Annotated in this window: 25 protein-coding genes; 16 read left to right on the top strand and 9 right to left on the bottom strand. The window is 56.1% G+C overall.

The features are described 5' to 3' along the window. Nucleotides 1-108 precede the first annotated feature (108 nt). From ACUNV4_RS05010 to ACUNV4_RS04995, 4 genes are all read left to right on the top strand, one after another. On the top strand, nucleotides 109-537 hold the full coding sequence (locus ACUNV4_RS05010) for a hypothetical protein (RefSeq protein ID WP_430877390.1): 429 nt from the start codon (nucleotides 109-111) through the stop codon (nucleotides 535-537). A 307-nt stretch (nucleotides 538-844) separates the two neighbouring features. Further along, nucleotides 845-2017, top strand: coding sequence for a Na/Pi symporter (locus tag ACUNV4_RS05005; protein ID WP_430877389.1), 1173 nt, complete (start codon nucleotides 845-847; stop codon nucleotides 2015-2017). 32 nt (nucleotides 2018-2049) lie between these two features. Next, a complete protein-coding gene (locus tag ACUNV4_RS05000; RefSeq protein WP_430877388.1) occupies nucleotides 2050-2313 on the top strand; it encodes a hypothetical protein in 264 nt (87 codons plus the stop codon). Between the two features lie 4 nt (nucleotides 2314-2317). After that, nucleotides 2318-2869 carry a hypothetical protein gene (locus ACUNV4_RS04995; RefSeq protein WP_430877387.1) on the top strand — a complete coding sequence of 184 codons (552 nt, stop codon included), beginning with the start codon at nucleotides 2318-2320 and terminating at the stop codon, nucleotides 2867-2869. Here ACUNV4_RS04995 and ACUNV4_RS04990 read toward each other — a convergent pair. Beyond that, a complete protein-coding gene (locus ACUNV4_RS04990; RefSeq protein ID WP_430877386.1) occupies nucleotides 2851-3216 on the bottom strand; it encodes a hypothetical protein in 366 nt (121 codons plus the stop codon). The genes ACUNV4_RS04995 and ACUNV4_RS04990 overlap by 19 nt on opposite strands. 306 nt (nucleotides 3217-3522) lie before the next feature. On the opposite strand from ACUNV4_RS04990, the gene ACUNV4_RS04985 reads away from it, so the two are divergent. After that, nucleotides 3523-5115 (top strand): hypothetical protein, encoded by a 1593-nt coding sequence (locus ACUNV4_RS04985; RefSeq protein ID WP_430877385.1) that lies wholly within the window; start codon nucleotides 3523-3525, stop codon nucleotides 5113-5115. A gap of 76 nt (nucleotides 5116-5191) precedes the next feature. On the opposite strand, the gene ACUNV4_RS04980 is transcribed toward ACUNV4_RS04985, so the two are convergent. Beyond that, complete coding sequence (locus tag ACUNV4_RS04980) at nucleotides 5192-5350, bottom strand: hypothetical protein (protein ID WP_430877384.1); 159 nt, start codon at nucleotides 5348-5350, stop codon at nucleotides 5192-5194. A gap of 177 nt (nucleotides 5351-5527) precedes the next feature. On the opposite strand from ACUNV4_RS04980, the gene ACUNV4_RS04975 reads away from it, so the two are divergent. The 3 genes from ACUNV4_RS04975 to ACUNV4_RS04965 are packed head-to-tail and all read left to right on the top strand — an operon-like array spanning nucleotide 5528 to nucleotide 8717. Beyond that, on the top strand, nucleotides 5528-7015 hold the full coding sequence (locus tag ACUNV4_RS04975) for an ABC transporter substrate-binding protein (RefSeq protein WP_430877383.1): 1488 nt from the start codon (nucleotides 5528-5530) through the stop codon (nucleotides 7013-7015). Next, a complete protein-coding gene (locus ACUNV4_RS04970; RefSeq protein WP_430877382.1) occupies nucleotides 7012-7938 on the top strand; it encodes an ABC transporter permease in 927 nt (308 codons plus the stop codon). Before ACUNV4_RS04975 ends, ACUNV4_RS04970 begins: the two co-directional genes overlap by 4 nt. Continuing rightward, nucleotides 7935-8717, top strand: a complete 783-nt coding sequence (locus ACUNV4_RS04965) for an ABC transporter permease (protein ID WP_430877381.1) — start codon at nucleotides 7935-7937, stop codon at nucleotides 8715-8717. Before ACUNV4_RS04970 ends, ACUNV4_RS04965 begins: the two co-directional genes overlap by 4 nt. 202 nt (nucleotides 8718-8919) lie before the next feature. Here the strand turns inward: ACUNV4_RS04965 and ACUNV4_RS04960 are convergent, their stop codons facing one another. Together ACUNV4_RS04960 and ACUNV4_RS04955 are read right to left on the bottom strand one after the other, a co-directional pair. Next, nucleotides 8920-9096 carry a hypothetical protein gene (locus ACUNV4_RS04960; protein ID WP_430877380.1) on the bottom strand — a complete coding sequence of 59 codons (177 nt, stop codon included), beginning with the start codon at nucleotides 9094-9096 and terminating at the stop codon, nucleotides 8920-8922. A gap of 300 nt (nucleotides 9097-9396) precedes the next feature. After that, complete coding sequence (locus tag ACUNV4_RS04955) at nucleotides 9397-9846, bottom strand: hypothetical protein (RefSeq protein WP_430877379.1); 450 nt, start codon at nucleotides 9844-9846, stop codon at nucleotides 9397-9399. Nucleotides 9847-9884: 38 nt separating this feature from the next. On the opposite strand from ACUNV4_RS04955, the gene ACUNV4_RS04950 reads away from it, so the two are divergent. Both ACUNV4_RS04950 and ACUNV4_RS04945 read left to right on the top strand, forming a co-directional pair. Further along, the gene (locus tag ACUNV4_RS04950) at nucleotides 9885-11024 is read left to right on the top strand and encodes a PQQ-dependent sugar dehydrogenase (RefSeq protein WP_430877378.1); all 1140 of its coding nucleotides are present in this window, start codon (nucleotides 9885-9887) and stop codon (nucleotides 11022-11024) included. Nucleotides 11025-11306: 282 nt separating this feature from the next. Next, the gene (locus ACUNV4_RS04945) at nucleotides 11307-13232 is read left to right on the top strand and encodes a 3'-5' exonuclease (RefSeq protein ID WP_430877377.1); all 1926 of its coding nucleotides are present in this window, start codon (nucleotides 11307-11309) and stop codon (nucleotides 13230-13232) included. A gap of 28 nt (nucleotides 13233-13260) precedes the next feature. On the opposite strand, the gene ACUNV4_RS04940 is transcribed toward ACUNV4_RS04945, so the two are convergent. After that, complete coding sequence (locus tag ACUNV4_RS04940; RefSeq protein WP_430877376.1) at nucleotides 13261-13701, bottom strand: hypothetical protein; 441 nt, start codon at nucleotides 13699-13701, stop codon at nucleotides 13261-13263. 296 nt (nucleotides 13702-13997) lie between these two features. Between ACUNV4_RS04940 and ACUNV4_RS04935 the strand changes: the two genes are divergently transcribed. The 4 genes from ACUNV4_RS04935 (at nucleotide 13998) to ACUNV4_RS04920 (ending at nucleotide 21568) form a co-directional block, all read left to right on the top strand. Next, nucleotides 13998-15791: a polysaccharide lyase family 7 protein gene (locus tag ACUNV4_RS04935; RefSeq protein ID WP_430877375.1), complete on the top strand. Its 1794-nt coding sequence runs from the start codon at nucleotides 13998-14000 to the stop codon at nucleotides 15789-15791. Between the two features lie 276 nt (nucleotides 15792-16067). After that, nucleotides 16068-16241, top strand: coding sequence for a hypothetical protein (locus ACUNV4_RS04930; protein WP_430877374.1), 174 nt, complete (start codon nucleotides 16068-16070; stop codon nucleotides 16239-16241). Nucleotides 16242-16534: 293 nt separating this feature from the next. Next, complete coding sequence (locus ACUNV4_RS04925; protein ID WP_430877373.1) at nucleotides 16535-18262, top strand: amidohydrolase; 1728 nt, start codon at nucleotides 16535-16537, stop codon at nucleotides 18260-18262. A gap of 867 nt (nucleotides 18263-19129) precedes the next feature. After that, complete coding sequence (locus ACUNV4_RS04920; RefSeq protein ID WP_430877372.1) at nucleotides 19130-21568, top strand: 2OG-Fe(II) oxygenase; 2439 nt, start codon at nucleotides 19130-19132, stop codon at nucleotides 21566-21568. Nucleotides 21569-21575: 7 nt separating this feature from the next. Here ACUNV4_RS04920 and ACUNV4_RS04915 read toward each other — a convergent pair whose 3' ends face one another. From ACUNV4_RS04915 to ACUNV4_RS04905, 3 genes are read right to left on the bottom strand one after another with little or no spacing between them, the layout of a single operon-like run. Continuing rightward, nucleotides 21576-21731: a hypothetical protein gene (locus tag ACUNV4_RS04915; protein ID WP_430877371.1), complete on the bottom strand. Its 156-nt coding sequence runs from the start codon at nucleotides 21729-21731 to the stop codon at nucleotides 21576-21578. Nucleotides 21732-21746: 15 nt separating this feature from the next. Beyond that, nucleotides 21747-21908 carry an aldehyde dehydrogenase family protein gene (locus tag ACUNV4_RS04910; protein WP_430877411.1) on the bottom strand — a complete coding sequence of 54 codons (162 nt, stop codon included), beginning with the start codon at nucleotides 21906-21908 and terminating at the stop codon, nucleotides 21747-21749. Then, a complete protein-coding gene (locus ACUNV4_RS04905; RefSeq protein WP_430877410.1) occupies nucleotides 21908-22066 on the bottom strand; it encodes a tripartite tricarboxylate transporter permease in 159 nt (52 codons plus the stop codon). Before ACUNV4_RS04905 ends, ACUNV4_RS04910 begins: the two co-directional genes overlap by 1 nt. A gap of 11 nt (nucleotides 22067-22077) precedes the next feature. On the opposite strand from ACUNV4_RS04905, the gene ACUNV4_RS04900 reads away from it, so the two are divergent. Next, complete coding sequence (locus ACUNV4_RS04900) at nucleotides 22078-22275, top strand: hypothetical protein (protein WP_430877370.1); 198 nt, start codon at nucleotides 22078-22080, stop codon at nucleotides 22273-22275. 68 nt (nucleotides 22276-22343) lie between these two features. Beyond that, nucleotides 22344-23201: an MBL fold metallo-hydrolase gene (locus ACUNV4_RS04895; protein ID WP_430877369.1), complete on the top strand. Its 858-nt coding sequence runs from the start codon at nucleotides 22344-22346 to the stop codon at nucleotides 23199-23201. 313 nt (nucleotides 23202-23514) lie between these two features. Here the strand turns inward: ACUNV4_RS04895 and ACUNV4_RS04890 are convergent, their stop codons facing one another. Further along, nucleotides 23515-23883 (bottom strand): hypothetical protein, encoded by a 369-nt coding sequence (locus ACUNV4_RS04890; RefSeq protein WP_430877368.1) that lies wholly within the window; start codon nucleotides 23881-23883, stop codon nucleotides 23515-23517. Between the last annotated feature and the right edge of the window lie 151 nt (nucleotides 23884-24034).

The raw sequence follows: 24034 nt of genomic DNA, 5'->3' as shown, positions 1-24034 counted from the left end.
CTAGCAGCAAGTGCGGGTGATGCACTGATGATAGGTTACATGCGTCAGAACGCCAGTCTGATGTCGTGAACGCTTACTTCCAAACGTATAGACTGGCTCGGCGGAACCATGGAAGCCCCCGGTAATGAAGGCGTGGCAGGTCGAGTGAAACTGACGCTAGGCTCTGTCGGCTATGTTGAATCCGGGTTTGCAAGCAGGCTCGGTCTGCCCATGGCACTGCTGGAAAACCAGCATGGTGAATTCGTAGCACCTACGATAGCTGCCGGCCAAGCGGCCATGAACAGTGCGAACTCCGAGCAGGTTGAAGAAGTTGCAAATACAATGATTGACCCCACGGCGCAAGGCTCCTACCCCATCACCACATACACCTGGTTCCTGATTCGTGACAATTACGAATCGACCGAGAAAAGTACTGCAATAAGGAATCTTCTAGGCTGGATTCTGACGGAAGGTCAGAATCATGCGGAGTCCTTGCACTACTTGCCACTACCGGCAACAGTCAGCAGCTCGGTGCTGGCAAGTCTGCAGTTGCAATAGCTTCACCGCCAGAGCAGCAGCACCAGACCGGGCCGCAGCAAGGTTGTTCTGGAGAGACCCGAACGAGCATCCTCAACGCTGCCAGAATCACGCTTAGGCGTGATCCTGGCAGTTTGACTCTCTCTTCAAACAGGAAAATCATGCACGGATTGCAGTTTCGACACCCGTTCACGATGATCGCACCGTGTCGCCGAAGCACGGTCATGTAACAAACCTATAACAAAGACATTGCATTCTTCCCGAGCCTCTCGAGGCTCCCAGGCAAACCGCACTCATGCGGCTGCAAGGCATTGAACAGGAAGATGAGATGACAACAACAACCCTACAGGCCCAACCCGGGACACATGCCGCAGGCATGCCACCTGCCCTTCGATGGGCGATGATTGCAGCGCTGGTCTATCTGCTTCTGGTCGCCGTGGCCCTGATCAGTGGTGGATTCAAGATGTCCGCCGGTGACAGTGCCAAGGAACTTTTCGCCTTTGCCAGCAACCCGGTCACGGCTGTCATCGTCGGGGTATTGGCCACGGCGCTCATTCAGTCATCGAGCACAGTGTCCTCGATCATCGTCGGACTGGTTGCTGGTGGGCTGCCAGTGAGCATCGCCATTCCGATGATCATGGGTGCGAACATGGGTACCACCATCACCAACACCATCGTCAGCCTCGGCATGATCCGAAACGGCGAGGACTTCAAACGCGGCTTCTCAGCTGCGACCATCCATGACTTCTTCAATCTTCTGTCGATACTGATCTTTCTGCCACTGGAGGTCATGTTCGGCTTTCTGGAAAGAATCGGTGCTTCACTGGCCACTCTTTTCATCGGCGGTGATTCGGTTTCAACCAGCAGTTTCAATTTCATCAAGCCACTGGTCAAGCCTCCAGTCAATTTTGCCAAGGACTCGATACACGGCGCGGGTATGAGTGATCTGATTGGCGGAGTTCTGCTGATCATTCTCGGCATAGTCGGCATCTTCCTGGTCATCACCTACATCGGAAAACACCTCAAGGTGCTGATGGTCGGCCGCGCCAAGGAGATTCTGCATACGGCGGTTGGCAAAGGGCCTCTCTCGGGCATCTTCACGGGCACTCTGTTGACGGTACTCGTACAGTCCTCGTCCACGACGACCAGTCTGATCGTACCGCTGGCAGGCAGTGGTGCATTCACACTGCGACAGGTATATCCCTTCACACTGGGCGCCAACATCGGTACCTGCATCACGGCGCTGCTGGCGGCAACGGCCATATCCGGAGCCAACGCCATTTTTGCCCTGCAGATCGCCTTCGTCCACCTCGCCTACAACGTACTGGGTGTGGCGCTGATCTATTCATTGCCGTTTCTGCGGGACATTCCGATCAAGCTGGCCACCTCTCTGGCTGCCCTTGCCGTGAAGAACAAACTGTACGTGGTTGCCTACATCGGCGCTGTGTTCTTCTTCCTGCCGCTGATTCTGATCGGTGGCAGCAAACTGCTCGGCCTCTAGATATCCACGGAAATCCGACACGGACAATCATCATGAACCTTACGCAAGACAACGATGTCGCAAGCCGCAAACGCGAGCTGCAGGTAAAGATCGAGGAGATGGAGACCACACTGCGTGGCCTTCGTGAACGACTACGCCAGGAAGAGGAAAACGAGCAACACGAGGCCATCGAACATCTCGAGCAGTATCTGGGGGACATCGACAGCAAATACACCAATCTGCATGAATTCTGGCAAGTCATCCGCAGTGAAATCAGTTCACTGCTCGACAAGCGAACAGACAAGCATGGGAACTGATCACATGAAACGATTCATTCCGATGGTTCTGAGCTTGTCCATGGTTCAGGCCCACGCCGGTGAAGAAGCCCCGGTGAAACTTGCAGAAGTTCCCGAGCCCGTCATGCAGGCCATCCAGGAACGCTTCGAAACCATCGAACTGACAGGTGCCAATACCGAAACCGAGATCGATGGCTACATGGTGTACGAAGTCCAGGGAAACATCCCTGCGGGGGAATTCCTGGACGGCGAGCACGAGCCTCTTGTCGATGAAAACGGCGATGTCGTATTCGAACAAACCACACCTGCAGAAACATCAAGGCAGGTGGAATTCGATCTGACGCCGGATGGCAAGTTCGATGAAATCGAGATCGAGTTCCTGCAAGACATGGTTCCCGGAGCTGTTCTGCAGGCCGTGAAGCGGGCCCATCCCGAATTCGAAGCACGATTCATCGAAGCCTCATACAGTTCGACGATGGACGTCATCGGCTACGAATTCTCCGGCCTGAACCAGGACCAGCCAATGGATCTGGAAGTCTCTCCATCCGGTCGTCACATTCAACTGGCCGACGACTGATGGAGCACGATCCTGACCTTTCCGTCATCGCAAATCTTGAAGACAAAGCTTTTGTTGACGAAAATGTGGCTATCGTCCTCTCCGATGAGATGGACGTTGCACTGGGCGATTGCGAGATCGCCATGAAGTATATAGTCGAGCTGGTTGAACCAGACTTTCGTCCAGGGCTTGAGTTTGAAGCCTTGGTCGTTCGGAAAGTCGGGGTTGCCGCCAACGAAGTACGAAAGCGCCCCTTCCTTGCTCGGACGAAAGGTTTGTGAGCCGAAGGTCAACGTCGGCTTGAACAGTACCTTCCCTTCGTCATAGTCGTAGTTGTCAGAGAGCACTTGTGTTGCCTCTGCAATCACGTCGCCACCTTCTAGATGGATCTTGCCGATCCGGACGACGTTGTCGCACCACAGATGAAATGTTACGTTATATCATAACCTATACAACCAATTCCAGATGGTGAGGCCTCAGTGCTGTCCGACAAGGGCTGATACACTCTCAGCACGCCATCAAGGATCATCATTGGCCCTTTCTGCCCGCTTACCCGACAAATCGATACACACCGACAAGCCAGCGATAGCAGCAGACTCGCTGTCACAAAGGCATACTCCGTGCAATTGCTATTTACAATGACCAACAGAAAGTCACGCAGACCCGGATAAACCATGTTTGCAGAAACAGAAGGCAGCAGAAAATCTATCGGTGATGTGGACGTGCTGTACCACGATGGCCTCTATCACCTGTTTCACCTCGTGCTGCCCAATCACGACTTCATCGCACATGCCGTCAGTACCGATGCGCTGAATTGGCGGCGCGTGAAGAACGCGTTGTTCATTGGCGACCCCGGAAGTTGGGACGACCTGATGCTCTGGACCATGCACGTCTCGCCCGATCCGCATCGTGAAGGCCACTGGCGAATGTTCTACACGGGCCTGTCGCGGCGCGACCAAGGCAACTACCAGCGTCTGGGCATGGCGATCAGCAGCGACTTGTATCATTGGGAAAAGACCCCTGTGCATTGGGAAGACAAGCGTGGCCCGAACGATCCCGAGCGCGTAAAAGCCGCCGTGAAGCAGAGCCGGTCCGACTCGGCCAGCAGCCATCACGCCATGTTCGACGCGCGCAGCTGCTTTCCCTTGCAGCCCGATCCGCAATACTATGAAGCCTCGCTCGACGAGGGCCGGCATTGGGTCAGCTTCCGTGATCCCTTCTACTATCACGACGGGGTAGATGGCTGGCTACTCGCAGCGGGGCGGGTAAACCAGGGCCCTGTGGTACGCCGTGGCTGCGTGGCGCTGATGAAGGAGGTAGAGCCGAATCACTTCGTGGCACAGCCGCCACTGCATCATCCGCGTCTGTATGACGATGTCGAAGTGCCCAACCTGATCGTGGTGGACGATGAACACTACCTGATTGCCAGCATGCGTGAAGACGCCAAGATCCACTATTGGCATACCGACAAGCTCGGCAATCGCTGGCGCAGCTATCACGACAACGTGTTGTTGGCACAAGACAACTATGCAGCACGCGTGTGCCGTGATGAGAAAGGCTGGCTTCTGTGGAACTTCTATTCGATGAACCCGGAGGACCGTACGGCAGAGAACCTGATGCCGCCTCCGAAACGTCTGATCAGAAATGAGGAAGGTCTGTTACGGGCGGTGACGTTTGAAGGCATCGCCGACTACATCCGGAACCAGATCGACACCACGTGTGTACACAAGCTGATCGAGGATGCCGGCTCGACGGTCAAGCCGTGTGCGAGCGAGAACGACGCTCTGGATCTGACCTGTGATAGCGGCTTCCAGGCGTTCGTCTTCGACCCGGTCCTGGATCATTTCCGGTTCCAGGCCACCCTTGAGATGCGCGGCCTGGGCAAGTGCGGCCTGGTGTTTCGAATCGATCCCGAATCACGCGATAGCTACTACCTGTCGCTCGATCTGCTGAAAGGCGTGGCCCAGATGCGGGCCTGGGGCACCGGTGAGGATCGCAGCGGGGAACACATGATGCAGTACCGATCCCTGCAGTCCGGCTACTGGTACGCGGAAGACCGAACCCGTGTCGCCATGAAACTGATCATGTTCGGCAGCTACATCGAAGTGTCGATCAACGGTCGTGTGGTGCTGTCACTGGTGGATCATGACTACCAGCAGGGGCAGCTGGGTATCTATCTGGAAACCGCGCAACTGCGCGTTTCTGACCTGAAGGTCGATCGACTGGCACCGCCCAGCCAGTCCGACGAGCATCTGGCGTACGGCTAGCCGGCTATCGAGTCAACGCCATCAGAGCTTGCCCACGATCCCCCACTGATCGCGGGCTGATCGCTTCCACATTCATTCAGTGCTCGGCAATCTTTCCGCCGGCAACGCGATACAGATCGAAGACTGACGTATCCATCGGCGGGGGATGATCAAGGAATCGCGGGTAGCACCCGAGGCGCTTGAACACGGAATCATCAACCTGTTCGGGAAAGCAGGCCTTGCTGTCGATCAACATTGATGAGGTCTGAGGATGTCGGTGAACTCGACACGGCGGTCAACGACAGGCGAGGCCTGCAGCGATCCCGTGGCAGCGCTTATTGATGTTATGTTATAACGTATCTTTAATTCTTGTGAACCCGAGTTTCACACCCTGGCAGTGCCATCGCCCTCCCCTGTACGAGAAACAGTCTTCATGCTCCGTCGATGCACCAAACGACTGATCGCCTTTGCTGTGATCCTTGCTTCCGCTCTTCTTCCCGTCGGAACTCATGCACGATCACTTTCCATTGGCCAGACCTTCCTGGCTGCCGGGCTTGATCCTGCCGAGGGTTCGAACGGCTGGGCACTCGTGAGTCATGGCATTGCCGAGCAACTGTTTCATGTATCGCAAGAGGGCAAGGTGGAGCCCAATCTGGCCGTCTCGGCAACAGTCAGTGACGACGGTATCTGGACACTGCAACTGGCCAGGGACAGATACTATTCCGATGGCAGCCCGATGACCGCTGAACTTGTCGCTGCGGGATTGAATCGAACCGGCGAGGCCAACCCATCGGCTCGTTCGACCGCAGGACGCCTGACATTCACGGCCATCGATGACCTTGTCCTGCAAGTGGAATCCGAACAGCCGACGCCCATACTGCCATCGATTCTGGCGGAATGGGCCTTTCCCGTTTACAAGCTGGTCGATGGCGTGCCGATCTTCACGGGTCCATACATGGTGAAGGCGTTCGAGGCGGGGTCATCTCTGGAACTGCTGCCAAACCCCTACCATGCAGGGGCTGCGGATCGCCCGGAGTTGAACCTGCGGCGTATCGCCGATGGGCAATCACTGGCTCTCGCCTTTGCATCAGGCGAACTGGACATGGCCTTCAACCTGCCAGTTGAATCCTTGCCGATGCTCTCAGGCGTTGCTGGCAGGACAGTCTCCTTCCCGGTCGAGTATCAATACATGATGTGGATGAACACACACTCACCGGCATTGGCAGATGTTCGTGTTCGTAAAGCCATAGACAAGGCCATCAATCGCAACGATCTGGTAACAGCTGCGCAGGCCGGTCTAGCAGCCACCGGCGCCTTTCCTGCCAATTCGCCTTTTGCCACCACTGACCCCTTGATTGTTGACACGACAGCAGCGGGTGCTCTGCTGGACGAGGCCGGATGGCTTGTCGGTGATGATGGCAAGCGCCATCGACAGGGCCAATCCTTGTCCCTGGTGCTGTATGCCTATCCTCAGCGACCGGACCTGGTGACCTTCCAGCCCGTGATCCGTTCCGCGCTTGCCGAACTTGGCATCGACGTGACTACACAGGTCACGGAAAGCCCCAGCGAACTGGCGGCCGCAGGAGAATTCGATCTGTTTCTCTGGGCACAACATACCGCGCCTGCCGGTGATCCCGCCCAGTTCCTGACACTGTTTCTGGAAACCGATGCCGCACGCAATTACAGCGGCTGGTCGAACCCGCAATACGATGCATTGATCGCCGAGCTACGAAGTGAAGCCGACTCGAGTGCACGCATCGACCTCGCCCGCCAGGCTCAGGACATCATTGCCGCGGACGTCCCCATGGCGTTTCTTGTTACGCCGGAATGGCATGTGGGACTGTCAGCAGCTCTTTCAGACTACGAACCGTGGGGTTCGGATTACTACATCATCCGCCCCGATCTGATCGTGGAGAAATGACTGCCGGTAAAACAGCAAATGGGCTGTTGCGGCCGCTCCTGTCCTGGCTGGCCATTGTCACGGTGGTATTTGTCTTCCTGCGATTGATGTCCGGGGATCCGGTGGACATCTTCATGGCGCAGATGAATATCCACTCCAGCCCCGAGACAGTCGCCGCCTTCAGGGCACAGTGGGGACTGGATGCCTCGCTGTTCACCCAGTTCTACCGATGGCTGAGCGGATTCCTGACCCTGGATTGGGGCAAATCGTTTGAAACTGGAAGACCCGTGCTCGAAGAGTTCATGGTACGCATTCCCTACTCGATAGCCATCGGTTCCGGCGGAATGATGCTGGCAGTACTGCTCGGCTATGCCATTGGTTTCCTTGCTGCGTACCGGCCAGATGGTTGGGCCGATGTGTTCTCGCGAGCCTTGGCGATTGCCGGACAAGCACTTCCTGCCTTCGCGGTGGGACTCGTCTTGCTGTGGATTTTCGGCGTTCAGCTTCGCTGGATCAACGCCTTTGGTGGTGAAACACCGGAACGTATCATTCTACCGATGATGTTGGTGAGTCTGTTCTCGCTAGGCAGCGTGGCTCGCCTGACGCATGCCGGCTTTCGGGACGTGAGGCAGAGCCCCTGGTATCGTACGGCACTGGCCAAAGGCAGATCGGACATCGGGGCGCTGTGGCACCATGGTCGCGAGGCAGCTACCGTGACACTGATCGCAGGCTTGGCTCCCGAGCTGGCCTGGATCGTCGGCGGAACGGCCGTCGCCGAGATTGTCTTCGGTGTGCCCGGACTTTCCGAACGTGTCGTCCAGGCAGTCGTCAATCGTGACTATGCCGTACTGCAGGCCTACATCGCACTTGTTGCCTTGTGGATGACGGTGATCCTGCACGCCTCGCGCATTCTGCAGCGTTTTCTGGATCCTCGATTGCAATGACGTACACTACCGCAAGGCGATTCGGCCTCGTAACTATTGTCTTGTTGCTGACAGTCACCTTGATTGGCAGCAACGATCCACACGCAGTCGATCTGCAGAATCGCTTGAGCGGTGCATCACTCACCCATCCTCTGGGCACTGACCATCTGGGAAGAGACCTGGCGACTCGCCTCGCCTGGGGCGCTCTTCCCTCTCTGTTGGCCATTGGAATCGTTCTGACAGGAGGCATCATCATTGGCTTGCTGGCAGGCAGCTGCCTGTCCCTGGGTTCAGGCTCACTCCGCCACCTTGTCTCCTGGTTTGCCCAGACAGCCATCACCATACCGACACTCGTCACCGCGCTGGTCTTGTCTGCGGCTTTTGGCGCTGGAACCCTGACGATCGCGATGGCGCTCTTGCTGACATCATGGGCACCATATGCACTGACCATCGGTGCCCTGTTCGACCGAATCCGAGCAGAACCCTATTGGCAAGCCAGCAGAGCAATGGGTGTACCTGGCTACGCTGCGGTCTATAGCCATCTGTTGCCCAACGCATGGCCAACCCTGGGTGCGATGGTGGGAGCCGATGCCGGACGTGCCGTGATTGTCGTTGCGTCACTGGGATTCATCGGTTTGTCAGCCGATACCGGCCGCCCCGAGTGGGGCGCCATGATTCTCGAGTACCGGATGTTTCTGTTCACTGAGCCTCGTCTGGTGCTTGCGCCGGTAGCGGCCTGCGCCGCGGTGGCCTTCTTGCTCAACACCGGGCTGGACAGAGACGCTACGAGGTATCGCTGACAGTGCGAGAGCCTGGGCCCTCTCATGATGAGGAAATCGGCTAAGCCTGCGGCAATGCCATAGACGCGCCCCAGGGATTGGAATACTCGGTTTCAAGTGCTGTATGTGCTATGAGACAGGCCACTTTTGGACGAAATCCTCGCCTTGCGGGATGTCTGATCGGGTGCCTTCGGGAACCTTCAAGCACTCTGCAAATACACCATCAACGGGCATTATCACCGGTGACTTGCGCAGCCGAATTGCTGCTTTGCATCTCGCCTACCGCCGAGGCAATTTCCACACCCAGGGCAGCATGAAGCTCATCGAATCGATGCATTTCCGGGGTACGCAGACGTAGCATGGAGATGGTGAGTTCCAACGTGGGAAATGCCTTGGCCACCCGGATATCGTCGAGGTCATCTGTGTGCTCAGGCGTTGGCCTGAGCGATAATCTTGAGTTTATAGTCGGGCGTGAAAAGTCGACTTGAGCTTTTTCGGCTCCGGCGTGACGTTCGTATCTGGCAAGTCTGTGGCTGGCTTAGGCATTGTAATTGGCCCTGCTAAAAGGCTCTGAAATCCATGTTAAATCAGACTGGGGCTGATTTGCTGCAGGTTGACACACTGGGCTCCACCATCCCTGATGCAAAGTGATCACCAACGGTGCCAATATCAGCACTCTGGCGTTGGGGGATTTAGGTAATCATTTAGAACCGGAATGACTGGCCACTTTGACCGGTAAACGCAAGCCAAACAGAGCGCCACCAACAGCTCCTGCCAGACATTGCAAACTCATGCCCAGCGCCCCGCGAGCACCGGCGATGGGTGTCAGCGATCCGAGCTCTCGCATGGAGAAGAGAATCACGAACATGGCCAGCGCACCACCCACGGCGTACAGTGGCATTTCGGGCACCGGCAGGACACGACCGAGCAAGGCCATGACGCAGAACGCAATCAACAGCCCGATCGCAATCACCGCCAGATACAGGTACAGTCCGACCCAGTCGCCCGCGCTCATCGCGATACGATCTGCCATCGGGATCAGAACGCCCAGTTGCAGGAGTCCTGACAATACCTGTTGGGTGTGTGCAAGACTGGCCAGCGTATAGGTAAGCAGCACCGACAAGGCGAACGAGATGAACAGCTTGGCCAAGTATGTACGCACAATTGCAAATACGGGTTTTCTTGAAAATGAATAAACCGATCTCGCGTCGTCGCCGCCGGTTGAGTATGGTGGCCGGGTTCGTCGTGTTCTGTGCAGGAGTCGAGCAATCCTTCGCCGCTTACGAGCCGCTGACGCCAGACGACTATACCATCACAGAGATTGCCGGTTCGCTGGATCACCCCTGGTCGCTTGCGTTCCTGCCCGACGGTCGATTGCTGGTGACCGAGCGTAGCGGGCAACTGAGAATCATCGACAAGGGCGCGGTGTCCGAACCCGTCGCCGGTGTACCGGATGTGTTTGCCAAGAGCCAGGGGGGTCTCTTCGATGTGGTATTGCACCCTGAGCACGACACGAACGGCTGGCTCTATCTCAGCTATGCATACGGTCATGACGAGGCCAATGCCACACGACTCGCAAGAGCCCGGCTGGAGGGAAATGCACTCGTTGATGTCACCGTGTTGTTCACGGCTTCACCGTCAAAGGATACACCCGTGCATTACGGCGGGCGAATGGCGTTTCTCCCTGACAACACCCTGTTGCTGGCCATTGGCGACGGTTTCGACTACCGAGAACAGGCGCAGCGAAACGACAGTCATCTGGGCACCATCGTGAGATTGAACGATGACGGCAGTGTTCCGGCTGACAACCCCTTTATCGATGACGAGAACGTTCTGCCCGAAATCTGGAGCTACGGACATCGCAACCCTCAGGCCATTGTCGTGCACCCGGACACCGGGGCCATCCTGTCCAATGAACACGGTCCTGCCGGTGGAGATGAAGTCAACAAGATGGAGCCGGGAATCAACTATGGCTGGCCGGTTGCCACCTACGGTGACGACTATTCGGGTGCTGCCATCTCACCGTTCACACACTACCCGGGTACGCAGCAACCCTTGCTGCACTGGACCCCGTCCATTGCACCCGCAGGCATGGCCATTGGACACGGAGAGGCCTTTCCCGCTCTGGAAGGTGATTGGCTGGTCGCCGCGCTCAAGGCCAGAGAGGTGCGTCGTGTTCATGTCAATGACGATCAGACCATGACACAGCAAAGTCTGTTCACCGAGCTCGGCATGCGCATCCGTGATGTTCGCATTGCCCCGGATGGCAGCTTGTATCTGCTCACCGATTCTTCCAACGGGAAAGTACTGCGGGTTACGCCTGAATGAATCGGGCAGACATGGGAGCCACTTTGAGCTTTGCGCCAAACAAAGTGAAGCGACGACAGATTACGTGGCGCGAATATGGCGCGATTCGATAAATCACGCCACCGCGAGTGGCGCGTTGCGGACGACTGAGCGTCGGGAGAGGCATCAGTGTACTGCCGAATTCGGTCACAACACCCTTCACCCACCATTCATACTTTCCCCTTCCAAACCGATAACCATTGAAGGAGGCAACTCTCCAACCAAACAAAAAATATCCGAGCAGCACACCACGGAGGCAAACGGATGGCCAAGCTGATACCGTCGCTCAACTCCTGCCTGCGACGTATGACAGCGGGTGAAAAGCGCGTGGCTCGCATTCTGGAATCCCACCTGGAAGACGACTACCTCTGTTGGTATGAACCGCGAGTCGGCACAGGTCAACGCTCTCGATACACCGACTTCATTGTCCTGCACCCGTCTCGCGGACTTCTCCTGCTGGAAGTCAAGGACTGGAAGCTTTCCAGTCTGCACAGTGTGGATCCGCAGTTCTTCAAACTGCTGACAAACAACGGCTTGAAGAGCGTACAACACCCACTGGACCAAGCGCGGCAATGCACCTACAGCTTGATCAACAGCTTGTGTCGTGATCCGGCATTGACGCATCAGGACGGCCATCACAAAGGCAAGCTGATTTGCCCGTATGCCTTCGGCGTGGTACTCACTGGCATCACGCGCAAGGAGTTTGACAGCTCCGACATGGGCATGGTGCTACCAGAGCATCTCGTCATCTGTCGTGACGAAATTGCCAGCAACGGCGATGCCGAGGTGTTTCAGAAGCGCCTCTGGGACATGTTCCCGAGACAATTCAGCGAGCCCTTGAGCTTGCCTCAGATCGACCGCATTCGCTGGCATCTCTTCCCGGAAATCAGAATCAGTCCGCCCGAACAATTGCTGATTGGCAGCGATCAGGCTGAGCAGCCTGATCAGAAAAGCAAGAATGGTCAGGACTGTCAGGAAAGCCCATATTCTACTGTTGCGGATAAACCTTTCACGAACGCTGCAACGAACAAGGATGATCCCGACCAATTATTCCCTGACATCATCAAGGTCATGGATCTTGAACAGGAAGCCCTGGCCCGAAGCCTGGGTGATGGCCATCGCGTCATTCACGGTGTCGCAGGCTCAGGCAAGACGCTGATCCTGGGCTATCGATGCGTACACCTTGCAAACACCTTCATCAAGCCTGTTCTGGTTCTATGCTTCAACGTGGCATTGGCTGCCAGGCTGCGCGAAGTCATCCAGATCAACGAACTGAGTGAGCGCGTGCAGGTGCGCCACTTTCACGATTGGTGCGGTGATCAGCTACGTACCTATCATGTGGACAAACCAGCAGCCGGCAGTCATTACGTTCATGAGCTGGTGCAAACGGTCATCGACGCCACCGAGTCAGGCAGGATTCCCAGAGCGCAATACGGCGCTGTGATGATTGATGAAGGCCACGATTTCGAACCCGATTGGCTGCGTCTGATTGTCAGCATGATCGACCCGGACACCAACTCCCTGCTACTGCTCTACGATGACGCACAATCCATCTACACCAAACGATCACTGGGGTTCAGCCTCTCGAGCGTGGGCGTGCAGGCGGTCGGACGCACGAAGATACTGCGAGTCAACTATCGCAACACAGATGAAATAATCAACTACGCGTATCAGTTCGCCAGCACATGGCTTTCCGGTGAAGAGCTGGATGACGATCACGTCACCACCGTCACCCCGGAAACTGCCGGCCGTCACGGACCCAAGCCGGTATTCAAGCTATGTCCGGGCTATGAAGAGGAAGTTCAGCTGATCATCAAGTGCATCAGGGAGCAGCACGACAAAGGCATACCATGGTCTGATATCTGCGTTGCCTACCGAGCCAACTGGATGGGGGAAAAGCTTAACGAAGCCATGAAAAGTGCCAAGCTGCCGGTGCACTGGCTGCGTTCGAAGGCCGACAAGACACGCCTCTCCTCCTCTGACCCATCCATCAAGCTGATGACCATGCACAGCAGCAAGGGTCTTGAGTTCCCGCTGGTGATCGTCTCGGGTGTTGGTTCCATGCCGGACAAGCACGCCGAAGCTGCAACCGAGGCCAAACTGCTCTACGTCGCCATGACCCGTGCCACGGAGAAGTTGCTGGTGACAGCCCACCACCGTTCCGAGTTTGCGGAGAAGCTGGTCGCTTGAGGTTGGCAGGCGATAGAACTTGCAACGATCAGAAGCAGAAAATCACTGGCCCTCGGGTGCACAACTTTTGCACAGAATAACGAGAGCATGACTCCAACGCCGCTGCAAGCATATATACCAGGTTCATCCACACGCTTATCCACAGGATTTGTGGATAACGGTTAGCTAGCCGTGCCTCTTCGAGCAAGAGACACAACGTGGCCACTGCGCAAACTGCTGCAGTCGAGCTTGCCAACTGATGGAACTCCCGCCTGAAGCCGTCGAGGCCGTCGAGGCCGTCGAAGCCGTCGAAGCCGTTGAAGCCGTTGAAGCCGTTGAAGCCGTTGAAGCCGTTGAAGCCGTTGAAGCCGTTGAAGCCGTTGAAGCCGTCGAAGCCGTCGAAGCCGTCGAAGCCGTCAAAACTTTCCGATGCCAGTCGATGCCATTCATTCCATACAAATGTGAAATACATCACAAAATTAATTGACATATCTGATGGCCATATCTACCATACCAGTTGTAGTTCAGACCAAAACAAGGCGATTACAAATCTCTCATCACCAGGTAGCGGATTCACTGATATTTCCGGCTCATTCACAAGGCATGACTCACTTGATCACCGTAAAGAGGTCCAGGCAAGGAATACTCCCACCCTGACCAACGACGGGAGCCAGGTCGGATTTGCACCAGACTGTGCCAGTTACCAATGAGTACAAGCTGCCTGAAAACTACTGAAGGTGGAAAATGAACTTTCATTTACATGAAAGGCACGAAATTCGTACTGCCATGATATTTGACCGAAAGGGAACCTCGGTAAAGCTCCTGCTGCCCACGCTCTTTTGCAGCTTGCTCCATACCATTCCCGCTCTCGCTCAGGATGCGGCCATACCTGCCTACATAACCGACGGTTCAATCTGGGAGCTGGAAGGAGAAACGCCAGACCCTCTGATCAATGAAACCAGCTTGCAGTTTCTTCCCCTGGAAGCGCAGGTTGCCACAGCAAACGGCAACGGTTGGCGACACGAATACAAGATCAAACAGTCTGAGCGCTTGCCAATGGCAGCAAGCTATGAGCTGTTTCAGGCCACATACACAGTGAGCATGTCCGATGGCGCCAAGTCGATCATCACTCAGTACCATGGTGACGACCCGACGCTGATGAAACTCTACTATGCCGACTCAACGGAAGCGTTTGTGGATGGTGACGGAAACCCCGTGGGTGATAGCGTTGGCAAGAACGGCATATTCGACCTGTACGTGCGACTGCGAACAAAGGGGCTCCCCGATTTCGGAGAAGACGTTTTTCACTTCGGTACGTTTGTCGCAGGTGACACGTTCGATGTCAGTGTCGAGAACAACTATGGAACGGTCACCGTCACGGTCGACGATCTATCGGTTACGCGCGAAGTCGAACAGACACCGACGGACTACCTGAAGTTCGGCAACTATCTGCAATCCCAGGTCACCACGGATACCGACCACCCTTACGGTGGCGACAAGTGCAGTGCACTGTCGCCACCACTTGATTTTCCCGAGTGCTATGAATTTCTGGGTATCTACGAATCATCGGTGATACTCACCAATGTATCGTATGAACGCATAGAGGATCCGGACTACGAGTTGCCCCCTCCCGAGGCCAATGCCGAGCTTCTCAATGGTGATTTCGAAGATTCGTTGAACGACTGGATACAGCAAGAACCGGTTAGCGCCTCTGGCGATGTCTACACGGGTGAAGGCTCTGCAAAGGTCGGTGACGCACCGGGCCGTATTTACCAGCGCGTTGAGGTTTTGCCAGACACGACTTATGAATTCTCCGCCTACGTCAAGGGCGAAGGTGCTCTTGGCGCCAAGGGAACAGAGGGAATTGAAGATACGGCCGAGGGTGAAGTAGATGTGCTTCAGGCCTTTGATACCAGTGACTGGACAGCGGTATCGGTAACCTTCACCACAGGTGCCGACCCACTGCCTGTTTATCTGTACGGATTGCACGGCAGCAGTGGTGACGTTCGGTTCGACGACATGACACTCACAGCCGAAGACGAGGATTCAAGCGAACCGACATCGGCCTTGAATCTTCGCAATGCCGTTTATTCGGATACTGCCGGCGAGGTGTTCTGGGATCGCATCACTGATGGCGGAAACGTGCTCTACGAAGTCACTCGTAACGGTGAGCTCGTCGGTGTACTGGATGCCTTGAGTGTGTTTGACGATGATCTGCTTCCAGGCGACATCTACACTTATACCGTGAGTGTGGTGAATGCTGACGGTGAGATCATTTCGACAGAAGAAACCAGCTTTGTGACTGGCGGTGATGGATCGTCCGGCAGCGAGTTCCCGACGGGAATTCGAGCCGATGTGTACTCGTCCACTGCCGCAGAGATATTCTGGGACAGACCGGATATCTTCGGTTTGAGCTATGAGATAGAACGCAATGGTGAGCTCATTGCCTTGACAGATGGTGTCAGCTTTTTCGACGACACCCTCAGCAGTGGGGAAGACTACGAGTATCGAGTCGTCGCCATCGATGCCGGTGGAAATCGCTCCGGGAATTTCGCGCTGATTTCTCTGACGGCAAGATAGACCGAGCAAGGTTCGACAGACCGCTCCTGGCGCCTCAGGAGCGGCTTTGTCTGTTCTCAGTCCGAAGAGAAACCACCATGAGAACCTCGACCAGGCATCGGTGATCTTCTGGCAACGCGAGGGCCTGCGACACGAGCTGATATCCGTACTCGATCTGTTCCAGTCGCAAATCACCCACCTGCACCGCCTACTCGGGCTACTGCACCCCGTCCCTCTACAGGTACACGCCAGCGACACCCGCGAAGAGATCCTGGCAGCTTTCATCGCCACATCGTCTTGTTCATCCGCTCAGCGAAGAAGCAGCCCAATGGCCATACCATGCCGTACTTCTGCGTCGGCAAGGCCTGCTATGACGACCATCAATCAGAGCGGCCCATGCAGATCACCTGGAAACTGCAATATCCGCTACCGAGTGATGTGTTTGCCAGTTATCGAGCAGCGGTGACCTGACCAGAACGAACCTTTTGTTAGTGCCAGGCCGGTGTGTTTGCAGGACTTTTTCCCTGGTTTCCGGCGCCAGGACTTCAGCACACATTCCATGGTTGACTCCGCAAGCCGCAGCCTGCGCGACATCTACCTGGCATGAGCCTTCTCCGACAGTGAAATCCCGTCATGCCTGACTGCATTCCAAGGCCCTGTCCGCAACATTCAGCGTCACGACGAATTGAAGAATTTACCCTTGTACGTCGTCAAAATTTCATTATATGTTACGGGTTACATGTCAGCAAACAAGGGAACTCTGCATGAAAACAAGATTATCGGGAATCACATTGACTGCAAGCCTGGCATCAGTGCTGCTGGTTCTGTCAGCTTGCAGTTCGGATGATGACAATGACAACTCGACAGGAGATAACGAGGAGCCCAGTACGCTGTACATGAATGCCAACATCCTGACACTCGATGAGCAGGACACGATTGCGGACGCCGTCATTGTCACGGGTGACACCATTACCGCTGTGGGAACCGAGCAGGATCTTCGCACCGACCTAGATGCAGACGCATCGGTCATTGACCTCGAAGGCAAGACCATGATTCCCGGCATCTACGATGCCCACAGTCACTTCGTTTATGCCGGCATCATCGAGTTGTTCAATGTCAATCTGAACAGCCCTCCCATTGGTGACGTCGAAAGCATAGGGCAACTGGTTGCCAAGCTCACCGCAGCAGCAGAAAACATTGAGGAAGGCAACTGGATACAGGGCTTTGGTTATGACGATACCCTGCTGGCAGAATTGCGACACCCCACGCGTGAGGACCTTGACAGAGTCTCCACCACACACCCGATTCTGATCACCCATACCTCGGGTCACCTGGCAGTGGCCAACAGCCTGGCGCTGGAGATGGCCGGCATCACATCCGAAACGCCGCAACCGGAAGGTGGTGTCATCAGGTTTGATGAAAACGGGGAACCCAATGGCGTACTCGAAGAACCTTCAGCCATGACCCAGGTATCCGGACTGATTCCGGCAAACACGGCGGCAGAACTCACTCAAGCCATCCGAAGCGCGGCTGCCACCTATTCCTCACAGGGAGTGACAACGGCCAACGACGGTGCCGCACCCGCCGCTTTTGCCGGCCTGATAGACCTCGTTGCCTCCAGCAGCGAAGGGCTGCCCATCCGAGTCAACATCTGGCCAACACTCGACGCCGTGGATGCCGTCGAGGCCATGGAATTCACGTCTGACAGAATCACCATTGGTGGTGTCAAGGATTTTGCCGACGGTTCCATTCAAGGCTATACCGGGTATCTGTCGCAGCCCTACTACGTCACTCCCGAAGATCAGCCCGATGACTATGTCGGGTTCCCGCGTTACGAGCGCGAGGCACTGGCTGCCAGGATAAAGGAAATACACGATGCCGGCCGTCAGGCCATCATTCACGGCAACGGGGATGCTGCCATTGACGATATCCTCTACGGAATTCGCCAGGCACAGGAGACCAACCCTCGCGAAGATACTCGCCATGTGGTCATTCATTCGCAAATGGCGCGAGAAGATCAGCTGGATGACATGCAAGCCCTGGGCGTCATTCCGTCGTACTTCGTTCTGCATACCTACTACTGGGGCGATCGCCACCGCGATATCTTCATGGGACCTGAGCGAGCTTTTCGCATGAGCCCGACTCAATCATCACTGGCACGTGCCATGCCCTATACGATTCACACCGACACACCAGTGGTACCGATGGAACCCATGCGCCTGATCTGGTCGGCGGTAAACCGGACCTCCACAAGTGACAGTGTGATTGGTGCCGAACAGGCCATCACGCCGCTGGAAGCGTTGAAGGCGACCACCATCCATGCCGCGTATTCCAACTTCGAAGAGGACAAGAAAGGCAGTATTGAAGTCGGAAAACTGGCAGATCTCGTCGTCTTGTCAGAAGACCCCCTCACCGTGGATCCTGCCACGATCAAGGATATCGTGGTCGAGCAAACCATTCTGGGCGGTGAAACCGTTTACGAACTGGAGTAATCGCCAACGCGAAATCAGGCTCGGACAACCAAGTGACACCGGGCCTGTAGCGCAGCTGACGACAAGCGCCTGTGAGTTTTGCAGGCGCTGTCGTCTTGAGCATCATGACAATCAGCTGATTGAACGCAGTTCCTGCCTCCAGCGCGAAAAGCCGGAATGCGGGTTCGAACGGTTCATGCGATCGACAAGGATGCAATTCGATGGCTGGACAATTCCTTTCTCAGCGCGGGTAATTTCTGCAGAAAACCGAACCACGCAGCAACGTGTAAGTGCGAGTTACACGTTCAATGGTCGCAACCGAAAGGTGCGCGGACTATCCGGTATGCCCAGTGCGTTCCAGATCACGTCAATCCTCAGAATTCGGGCGGGTCGGAGAGACCGCTACCGACCGTCCAATAATCCGCAATGATCGCGTCTATCGATCCGTATCCCTGGTGGCGGCGTTTTCTCCGACCTGTCCCGATGTCTTCTGCGAGACTCATCCTTGACTGAAAGCATCGCACACAGCTGGTGTGAAGGGCCGGTAACAATAACAATCTCAGCGGTAATTCCTGACATCAGACGCTGATTGGAGCAGCACATCCATTTCAACCGGCAACTGCTGCCAGCTGCCATGCTAACGGGTTCCCCGAGCCCTGCAGCAGTAAAATCGAATCAGGATAGACCAGGCCTCGGAAACACGACGGTCATCTGTTCAGACCCTCAATACAACTCCCTGTCACGATTCACGCCACCATAGCAAGCCCGTAACCATCGCGTTCAACCGATTCCCTGCATGGCAGGGTGGCACGGTAGGCAGACTCAGACAGGAAAAAGTGATAAACAGAGTCCCAGCACTGACTGAAACACCTGTCTGGATAACTTCCGATGTCTGAATCCACTATCCTGTTGTCACGCCTGACCGATGCGCTCGAAAATCCCTCTGTTCCGCCCTTGCACAAGAAGAGCTCTTCGAGCAGCCAGCCCGGCAGCTTCGCCTGTCGCAGTTCGCTCCCCATCACAACGCTGGCATTGTCAGTCGATGGCGGCAAGCCGTTAAGACTCCCCCTCTCCAAAGCGAGTGCGCGCAAGCTCACCGCGCTGGCGACACCCGCCCCCTTTGGCAAAGGGCGAGAAACACTGCACGACAAACGTGTGCGCGACGTCGGCGAGATTCCTCGTCGACGACTCGCCTGGCAGGCTCGTGACTGGAATCGCACCTTGAAACCCGCGCTGGAAGAGATGCGTACGCAACTCGGCTTACCCGAGGGCAGACTCACGGCCAAGGTAGACAAATTGCTGATCTACGGGCCAGGCCAGTTCTTCAAGCCGCATCGTGATACCGAGCGCGCTGATGACATGATCGGTACCCTGGTCGTGGCGCTTCCCACATCACACAAGGGAGGCTCACTGATCGTGACCCACGAGGGAGAATCCCGTCGATTCATCACTCGCGAAAGCACCTCACCCAAACTTTCTCTGTATGCCTTCTACGCTGATTGTGAGCACGAAGTGCGACCCGTCACCGAGGGCTACCGCGTGGTGTTGAGCCATACCTTGCATTTCAAGGCATCGGCCCCGCGTACCGCCTTCCCTGACGCTGCAAACCCACACATTGAAGAGGCTTTGCAGGCCTACTTCGACAAGTCGCGCTTCAAGGAAAACACTTGGCGCTCGGGTTCCGACAGGAAACTGGTCTACCTGCTCGATCATGCCTACAGTCAGCGCAGCCTGAACTGGAACCACCTCAAAGGCAAGGACAGTCAGCGAGCGCAGTCACTGCTGGCAGCAGCGTCACGACTGGATCTTCAGGCTCACCTGTCACTGGTCAACGTGACGGAAATCGCCAGCGCCTTTCCCACGAATCCGCGGAATCACTATTACGACGATTGGGATGACGACGATGCCGATGATGACCGATCACCCACTGACTATGACATTCATGAAATCATCGATTGCCATGCGGTTCTCAGGCACTGGCGAGACTCCTCCGGCAACAAGGTCAAGCTGCCGGAACTGACAGCGTATGAAAAGGAACTCTGCTGGAACGTCGGCCTCGACCAGCATCCCCCGACATTCGAGGAATACGAGGGGTACATGGGGAATTACGGCGATACACTGGAACGGGAATATCGCCGTGCTGCCATCATTCTCTGGCCAGCTTCCGAACGCTACAGAATTCTGGCAGGCACCAACGATGGTGGGGCAGTTGTCGTACGCGAACTGCTGCGCGATGCTGACGCACTCGATCCACACCAATTGAATGCCGCCGTTGCTTCCCTTCTCACCGTCTGGCCGGCGAACCATCGTCACAAAGAGGGAAAAGACGTACCGGATATACTGGCACTCGCCTCTCTGTTGCCATCGAAGGAAACGGCTCTTGATCTGCTGCACTCACTATCGATCAGCGCAGTGGGTGCAAAGACCATCCCCGCGTTGATGGCATGCGGCAGTGTACATGGCGAAGACTTCTGTCTCTCGTTGTTTGATCGATGGCTTGCCGATGACGTGACCTCCGGGCGTGGCACCGCTCGCAAGAATCCTCATTCGAATCCGGGCGCCAGACGCTTTTTCAGTGAAAGGGCAGATCTCTATCGCCTTGATTGGCTCAAGCCTTTGAGCCACTTCGTTCGCAGCTGCAACGCAGCTGATCATTTCCCTTCGCAGAAATTACCCTGCGCCGTGGTCGATCGCCTGCTGCATCTCTTGCATGAGGAACATGCAAGCCAGCATGCATCACGTTCACCAATGGAACAGGCACGAAACGCAAGACGTGAACAACGAGAACTACAGTACATGATCCACGCTCTGGCTGAACTGAACAGCGATGCACACTGGCTGCGATTGTTCAGAACGCTCGACGAGATGATCGAAGGCTACTCGAGCGATGTGCTGGTGAGCACGCTGCAAGCCGCCCTGGACCATCAACACGACAAAGCCGTATCAGACGTGCTTCGCTCCCTGTATCTGGGAACGCAGAAACTGATTGAGCATCGCATCGAGAACGCCAAGCGGCTTCCTGGCGATTGGCGCATGACAACAGAGACGAACTGTTCTTGCGCTGACTGCGCAACACTGACCGAATTCCTGAAAAGCCCTTCGCAGACAGTCAGCTTGCCGCTGGCCAAGAACCGCCGCAGGCACCTCCACGGCGTGATTGATGGTCTCGGCCTCCCCATTTCCCACCGCACCCGCCGACAGGGAAGCCCTTACGTATTGGAACTACGCAAGCAGCCAAGTCTGTTCAGTGATGCCAAGAAAACGCTCGAGAGCGAACGCTCACTGGCAAAACGATTGAGCGCACTGCGAGTGTCGGCCTTGCCATAAGGATACGCTAGCTCACCACGATGCCTCTTGCGCACCCGTCGTCAAAAGTCCTCAGCGCATGCTCGACAAACTCCTCGTCATTGATGTGGCAATCCAGCCTTTGCGTTTCCACCTCCGTTGGCAAACCTGCCAGCAGCTCTGACAGGAACAGTTTCAGACCCACCTCAATCAGATCGGCTCACCTGAGCAGGACTTTCCTGCGCACCGCCGGCGCTTGGCCAGACCAGCCTTTGTCCTCGAACGCCGACCGGGCAGAAGCAATGGTAGAGCGCATGTCTTCCGCCGTGCCTCTGGCAACTTGCGTCAACACCTGTCCATTGATCGGAGATGGGACATCCATCAAACCGCCATCCGATGCAGGCACGGACATGCCTTCCAATTGTGCACGCAGAAAACGGACAGCATCATGGCAGTCAACGCCTCACCGGGAATGCCCAAGGCCAGAAGCGGAATCATTTCGGCAGCCGGTATCGTGTTATTGTCAACTTCTGAAGCGATGAGTCCTTCTGATGGAACGAATTGACATCATCGGTGATGTTGGTGGAGGCCATGGCTTGATGGCGGCCATTGAAATGGTCAGCGATCGCGCAACGAAAACACCTATCGATGCTGGCAGAACCGACACGGTTCAAGAGCGTGCGTACCAGGCCGGGGCCATGGTCAGAGCATCCGGCCCCAATCTGATACTCTCTCCCCGCTGGTGCTGACTGAACAGGATTGCACCACCATCCTGTCGGCGCTCGACGCCGGCTTGAAAGCTGCCTGAGGAACAGACATGTCTCGGAACTACGTGGCCCTGTTGGGCACCAAGGGCGGGCCTGCCATTCGGCCCGGCTCCTCCATGCCCACCTCCAACCTGCTCTGCCTGGACGGGCAACAGATGGTTGTGGATTGCGCTCTCGGGGTAACCCGAGGGCTTGTCGACCAGGGCGTGCAATTGAAGACGCTTTCCAGGATCTTCATCACCCACCTGCACTCGGATCACTATCTGGAACTCGGCCCACTGCTGCACACGGCATGGACTGCCGGATTGAAAACCAGTGTGGATGTCTGGGGGCCTGCTGGCCTGAACGATTACTGGGACGGTTTCCTTGCCTCCATGAAAGCGGACATCGACTTGCGGATTGAGGATGAAGGGCGTCCGGATCTACGCACCCTGCTGCAGATACATGTCATCGATGAAGGCGTCGTGATGCAACAAGACGGACTGACGGTGTCTGCCATTCGCACCGAACACCCGCCATTGATCGATTGCTTTGCGCTGTCATTCAAAGGCACATCGAAGCACGTGGTCTTTTCCGGCGATACCGCACCGATAACCGCTCTGGAGGATTTTGCCCGAGACGCTGACTTGCTGGTTCATGAGGCCATGCTGGAAAGCGCCCTGCCCGCCTTGCTGGAACGTGTCGGCAACGGCAGTGACAAGCTGATGGAGCACTGGTTGCGATCACACACCTTCGCACATGACGCCGCCAGAACCGCCTCCAACGCAGGTGTACGCCAACTGGCCCTGTCTCACCTCATCCCCTCGGATGACCCTGACTACGGCGAACAGGACTGGAAAAACGCGGTGGCGGACCATTGGGACGGAGCTTTGCATGTCGGAACAGACGGCTTGAGAATCGACCTGTAACTCCAGGGCTGGCGGATTGGTTGCAAGCGATACCCACCCGTGCCGGTACGCTGACTAGTGGGGCCAATGATGCTTGAGAGTGCTAGCAGAAAATCCCGCCCCGCGGGTGCGCAACTTTTGGACAGAATGACGAGAGCATGACCCCAACACCGCTCCAACCATCTATACCTTGTTCATCCACACGGTTATCCACAGGATTTGTGGATAACGGTTAGTTACCCGACTCTGTACTCCTGCCATCAGCGCCGGCTATCATCATGCCGCCGCTGCGACACGGCGTCCCGGTGCAGTGCGTTGCCACACGCCTTGAGCGTCAGTCAAGCATGACCAATAGCGCCAATGTCAGCATCACGCTCGTCACGGGCGCCCACAGCAAACGCTCGGAACGTGATGGAGTAATCCAGTTGAGCAAGGTGGACAGCGCCTGAATGCCGAGGGCAACCCAGCCCATCCATCGTGGCCAGTTAACCCAGATTTTCGCTGCCGACAGGATGGAGCCCGCCATGAAAACCAGCAGAACCACCGAGATGGCAGCGACCATTCGACCGGACAACGGCAGTGCCCCAGGATGCTGCCCGCCCTGAGTCAAACGACCCCAGGGGGCCCCCGCCATCAAACAGAACTGGAAGGCGATGACGCCGACGATTATCAGGGCATAAGCGATCGCCGCACCATGAATCATTTTGTTCTCCAATGAGTCCTGGCAATATCCTAACCTCAATGGGACATGAAGACGCGAACCAGAAACACGGTAGATCGGTGAATACAGTCGCGCTCGGAGGTTTTTTCGGGGCGGCCTTGTCGCAGAATCAGACGCAGAATGTCTCCGATCG

The sequence above is a fragment of the Granulosicoccus sp. 3-233 genome (genome assembly GCF_052681095.1).
Note: the sequence above shows the minus strand (reverse complement) of the source record. Positions and strands in the feature narration are given on the sequence as shown.

Coding starts and splice junctions, on each gene's coding strand:
- ACUNV4_RS05010 (WP_430877390.1), top strand. CDS start 109: ATGGAAGCCCCCGGTAATGAAGGCGTGGCAGGTCGAGTGAAACTGACG.
- ACUNV4_RS04925 (WP_430877373.1), top strand. CDS start 16,535: ATGAAAACAAGATTATCGGGAATCACATTGACTGCAAGCCTGGCATCA.
- ACUNV4_RS04985 (WP_430877385.1), top strand. CDS start 3,523: ATGTTTGCAGAAACAGAAGGCAGCAGAAAATCTATCGGTGATGTGGAC.
- ACUNV4_RS05000 (WP_430877388.1), top strand. CDS start 2,050: ATGAACCTTACGCAAGACAACGATGTCGCAAGCCGCAAACGCGAGCTG.
- ACUNV4_RS04890 (WP_430877368.1), bottom strand. CDS start 23,883: ATGATTCATGGTGCGGCGATCGCTTATGCCCTGATAATCGTCGGCGTC.
- ACUNV4_RS05005 (WP_430877389.1), top strand. CDS start 845: ATGACAACAACAACCCTACAGGCCCAACCCGGGACACATGCCGCAGGC.
- ACUNV4_RS04995 (WP_430877387.1), top strand. CDS start 2,318: ATGAAACGATTCATTCCGATGGTTCTGAGCTTGTCCATGGTTCAGGCC.
- ACUNV4_RS04920 (WP_430877372.1), top strand. CDS start 19,130: ATGTCTGAATCCACTATCCTGTTGTCACGCCTGACCGATGCGCTCGAA.
- ACUNV4_RS04965 (WP_430877381.1), top strand. CDS start 7,935: ATGACGTACACTACCGCAAGGCGATTCGGCCTCGTAACTATTGTCTTG.
- ACUNV4_RS04970 (WP_430877382.1), top strand. CDS start 7,012: ATGACTGCCGGTAAAACAGCAAATGGGCTGTTGCGGCCGCTCCTGTCC.
- ACUNV4_RS04950 (WP_430877378.1), top strand. CDS start 9,885: ATGAATAAACCGATCTCGCGTCGTCGCCGCCGGTTGAGTATGGTGGCC.
- ACUNV4_RS04895 (WP_430877369.1), top strand. CDS start 22,344: ATGTCTCGGAACTACGTGGCCCTGTTGGGCACCAAGGGCGGGCCTGCC.
- ACUNV4_RS04980 (WP_430877384.1), bottom strand. CDS start 5,350: ATGTTGATCGACAGCAAGGCCTGCTTTCCCGAACAGGTTGATGATTCC.
- ACUNV4_RS04940 (WP_430877376.1), bottom strand. CDS start 13,701: ATGTCAATTAATTTTGTGATGTATTTCACATTTGTATGGAATGAATGG.
- ACUNV4_RS04975 (WP_430877383.1), top strand. CDS start 5,528: ATGCTCCGTCGATGCACCAAACGACTGATCGCCTTTGCTGTGATCCTT.
- ACUNV4_RS04910 (WP_430877411.1), bottom strand. CDS start 21,908: ATGGATGTCCCATCTCCGATCAATGGACAGGTGTTGACGCAAGTTGCC.
- ACUNV4_RS04945 (WP_430877377.1), top strand. CDS start 11,307: ATGGCCAAGCTGATACCGTCGCTCAACTCCTGCCTGCGACGTATGACA.
- ACUNV4_RS04935 (WP_430877375.1), top strand. CDS start 13,998: ATGATATTTGACCGAAAGGGAACCTCGGTAAAGCTCCTGCTGCCCACG.
- ACUNV4_RS04900 (WP_430877370.1), top strand. CDS start 22,078: ATGGAACGAATTGACATCATCGGTGATGTTGGTGGAGGCCATGGCTTG.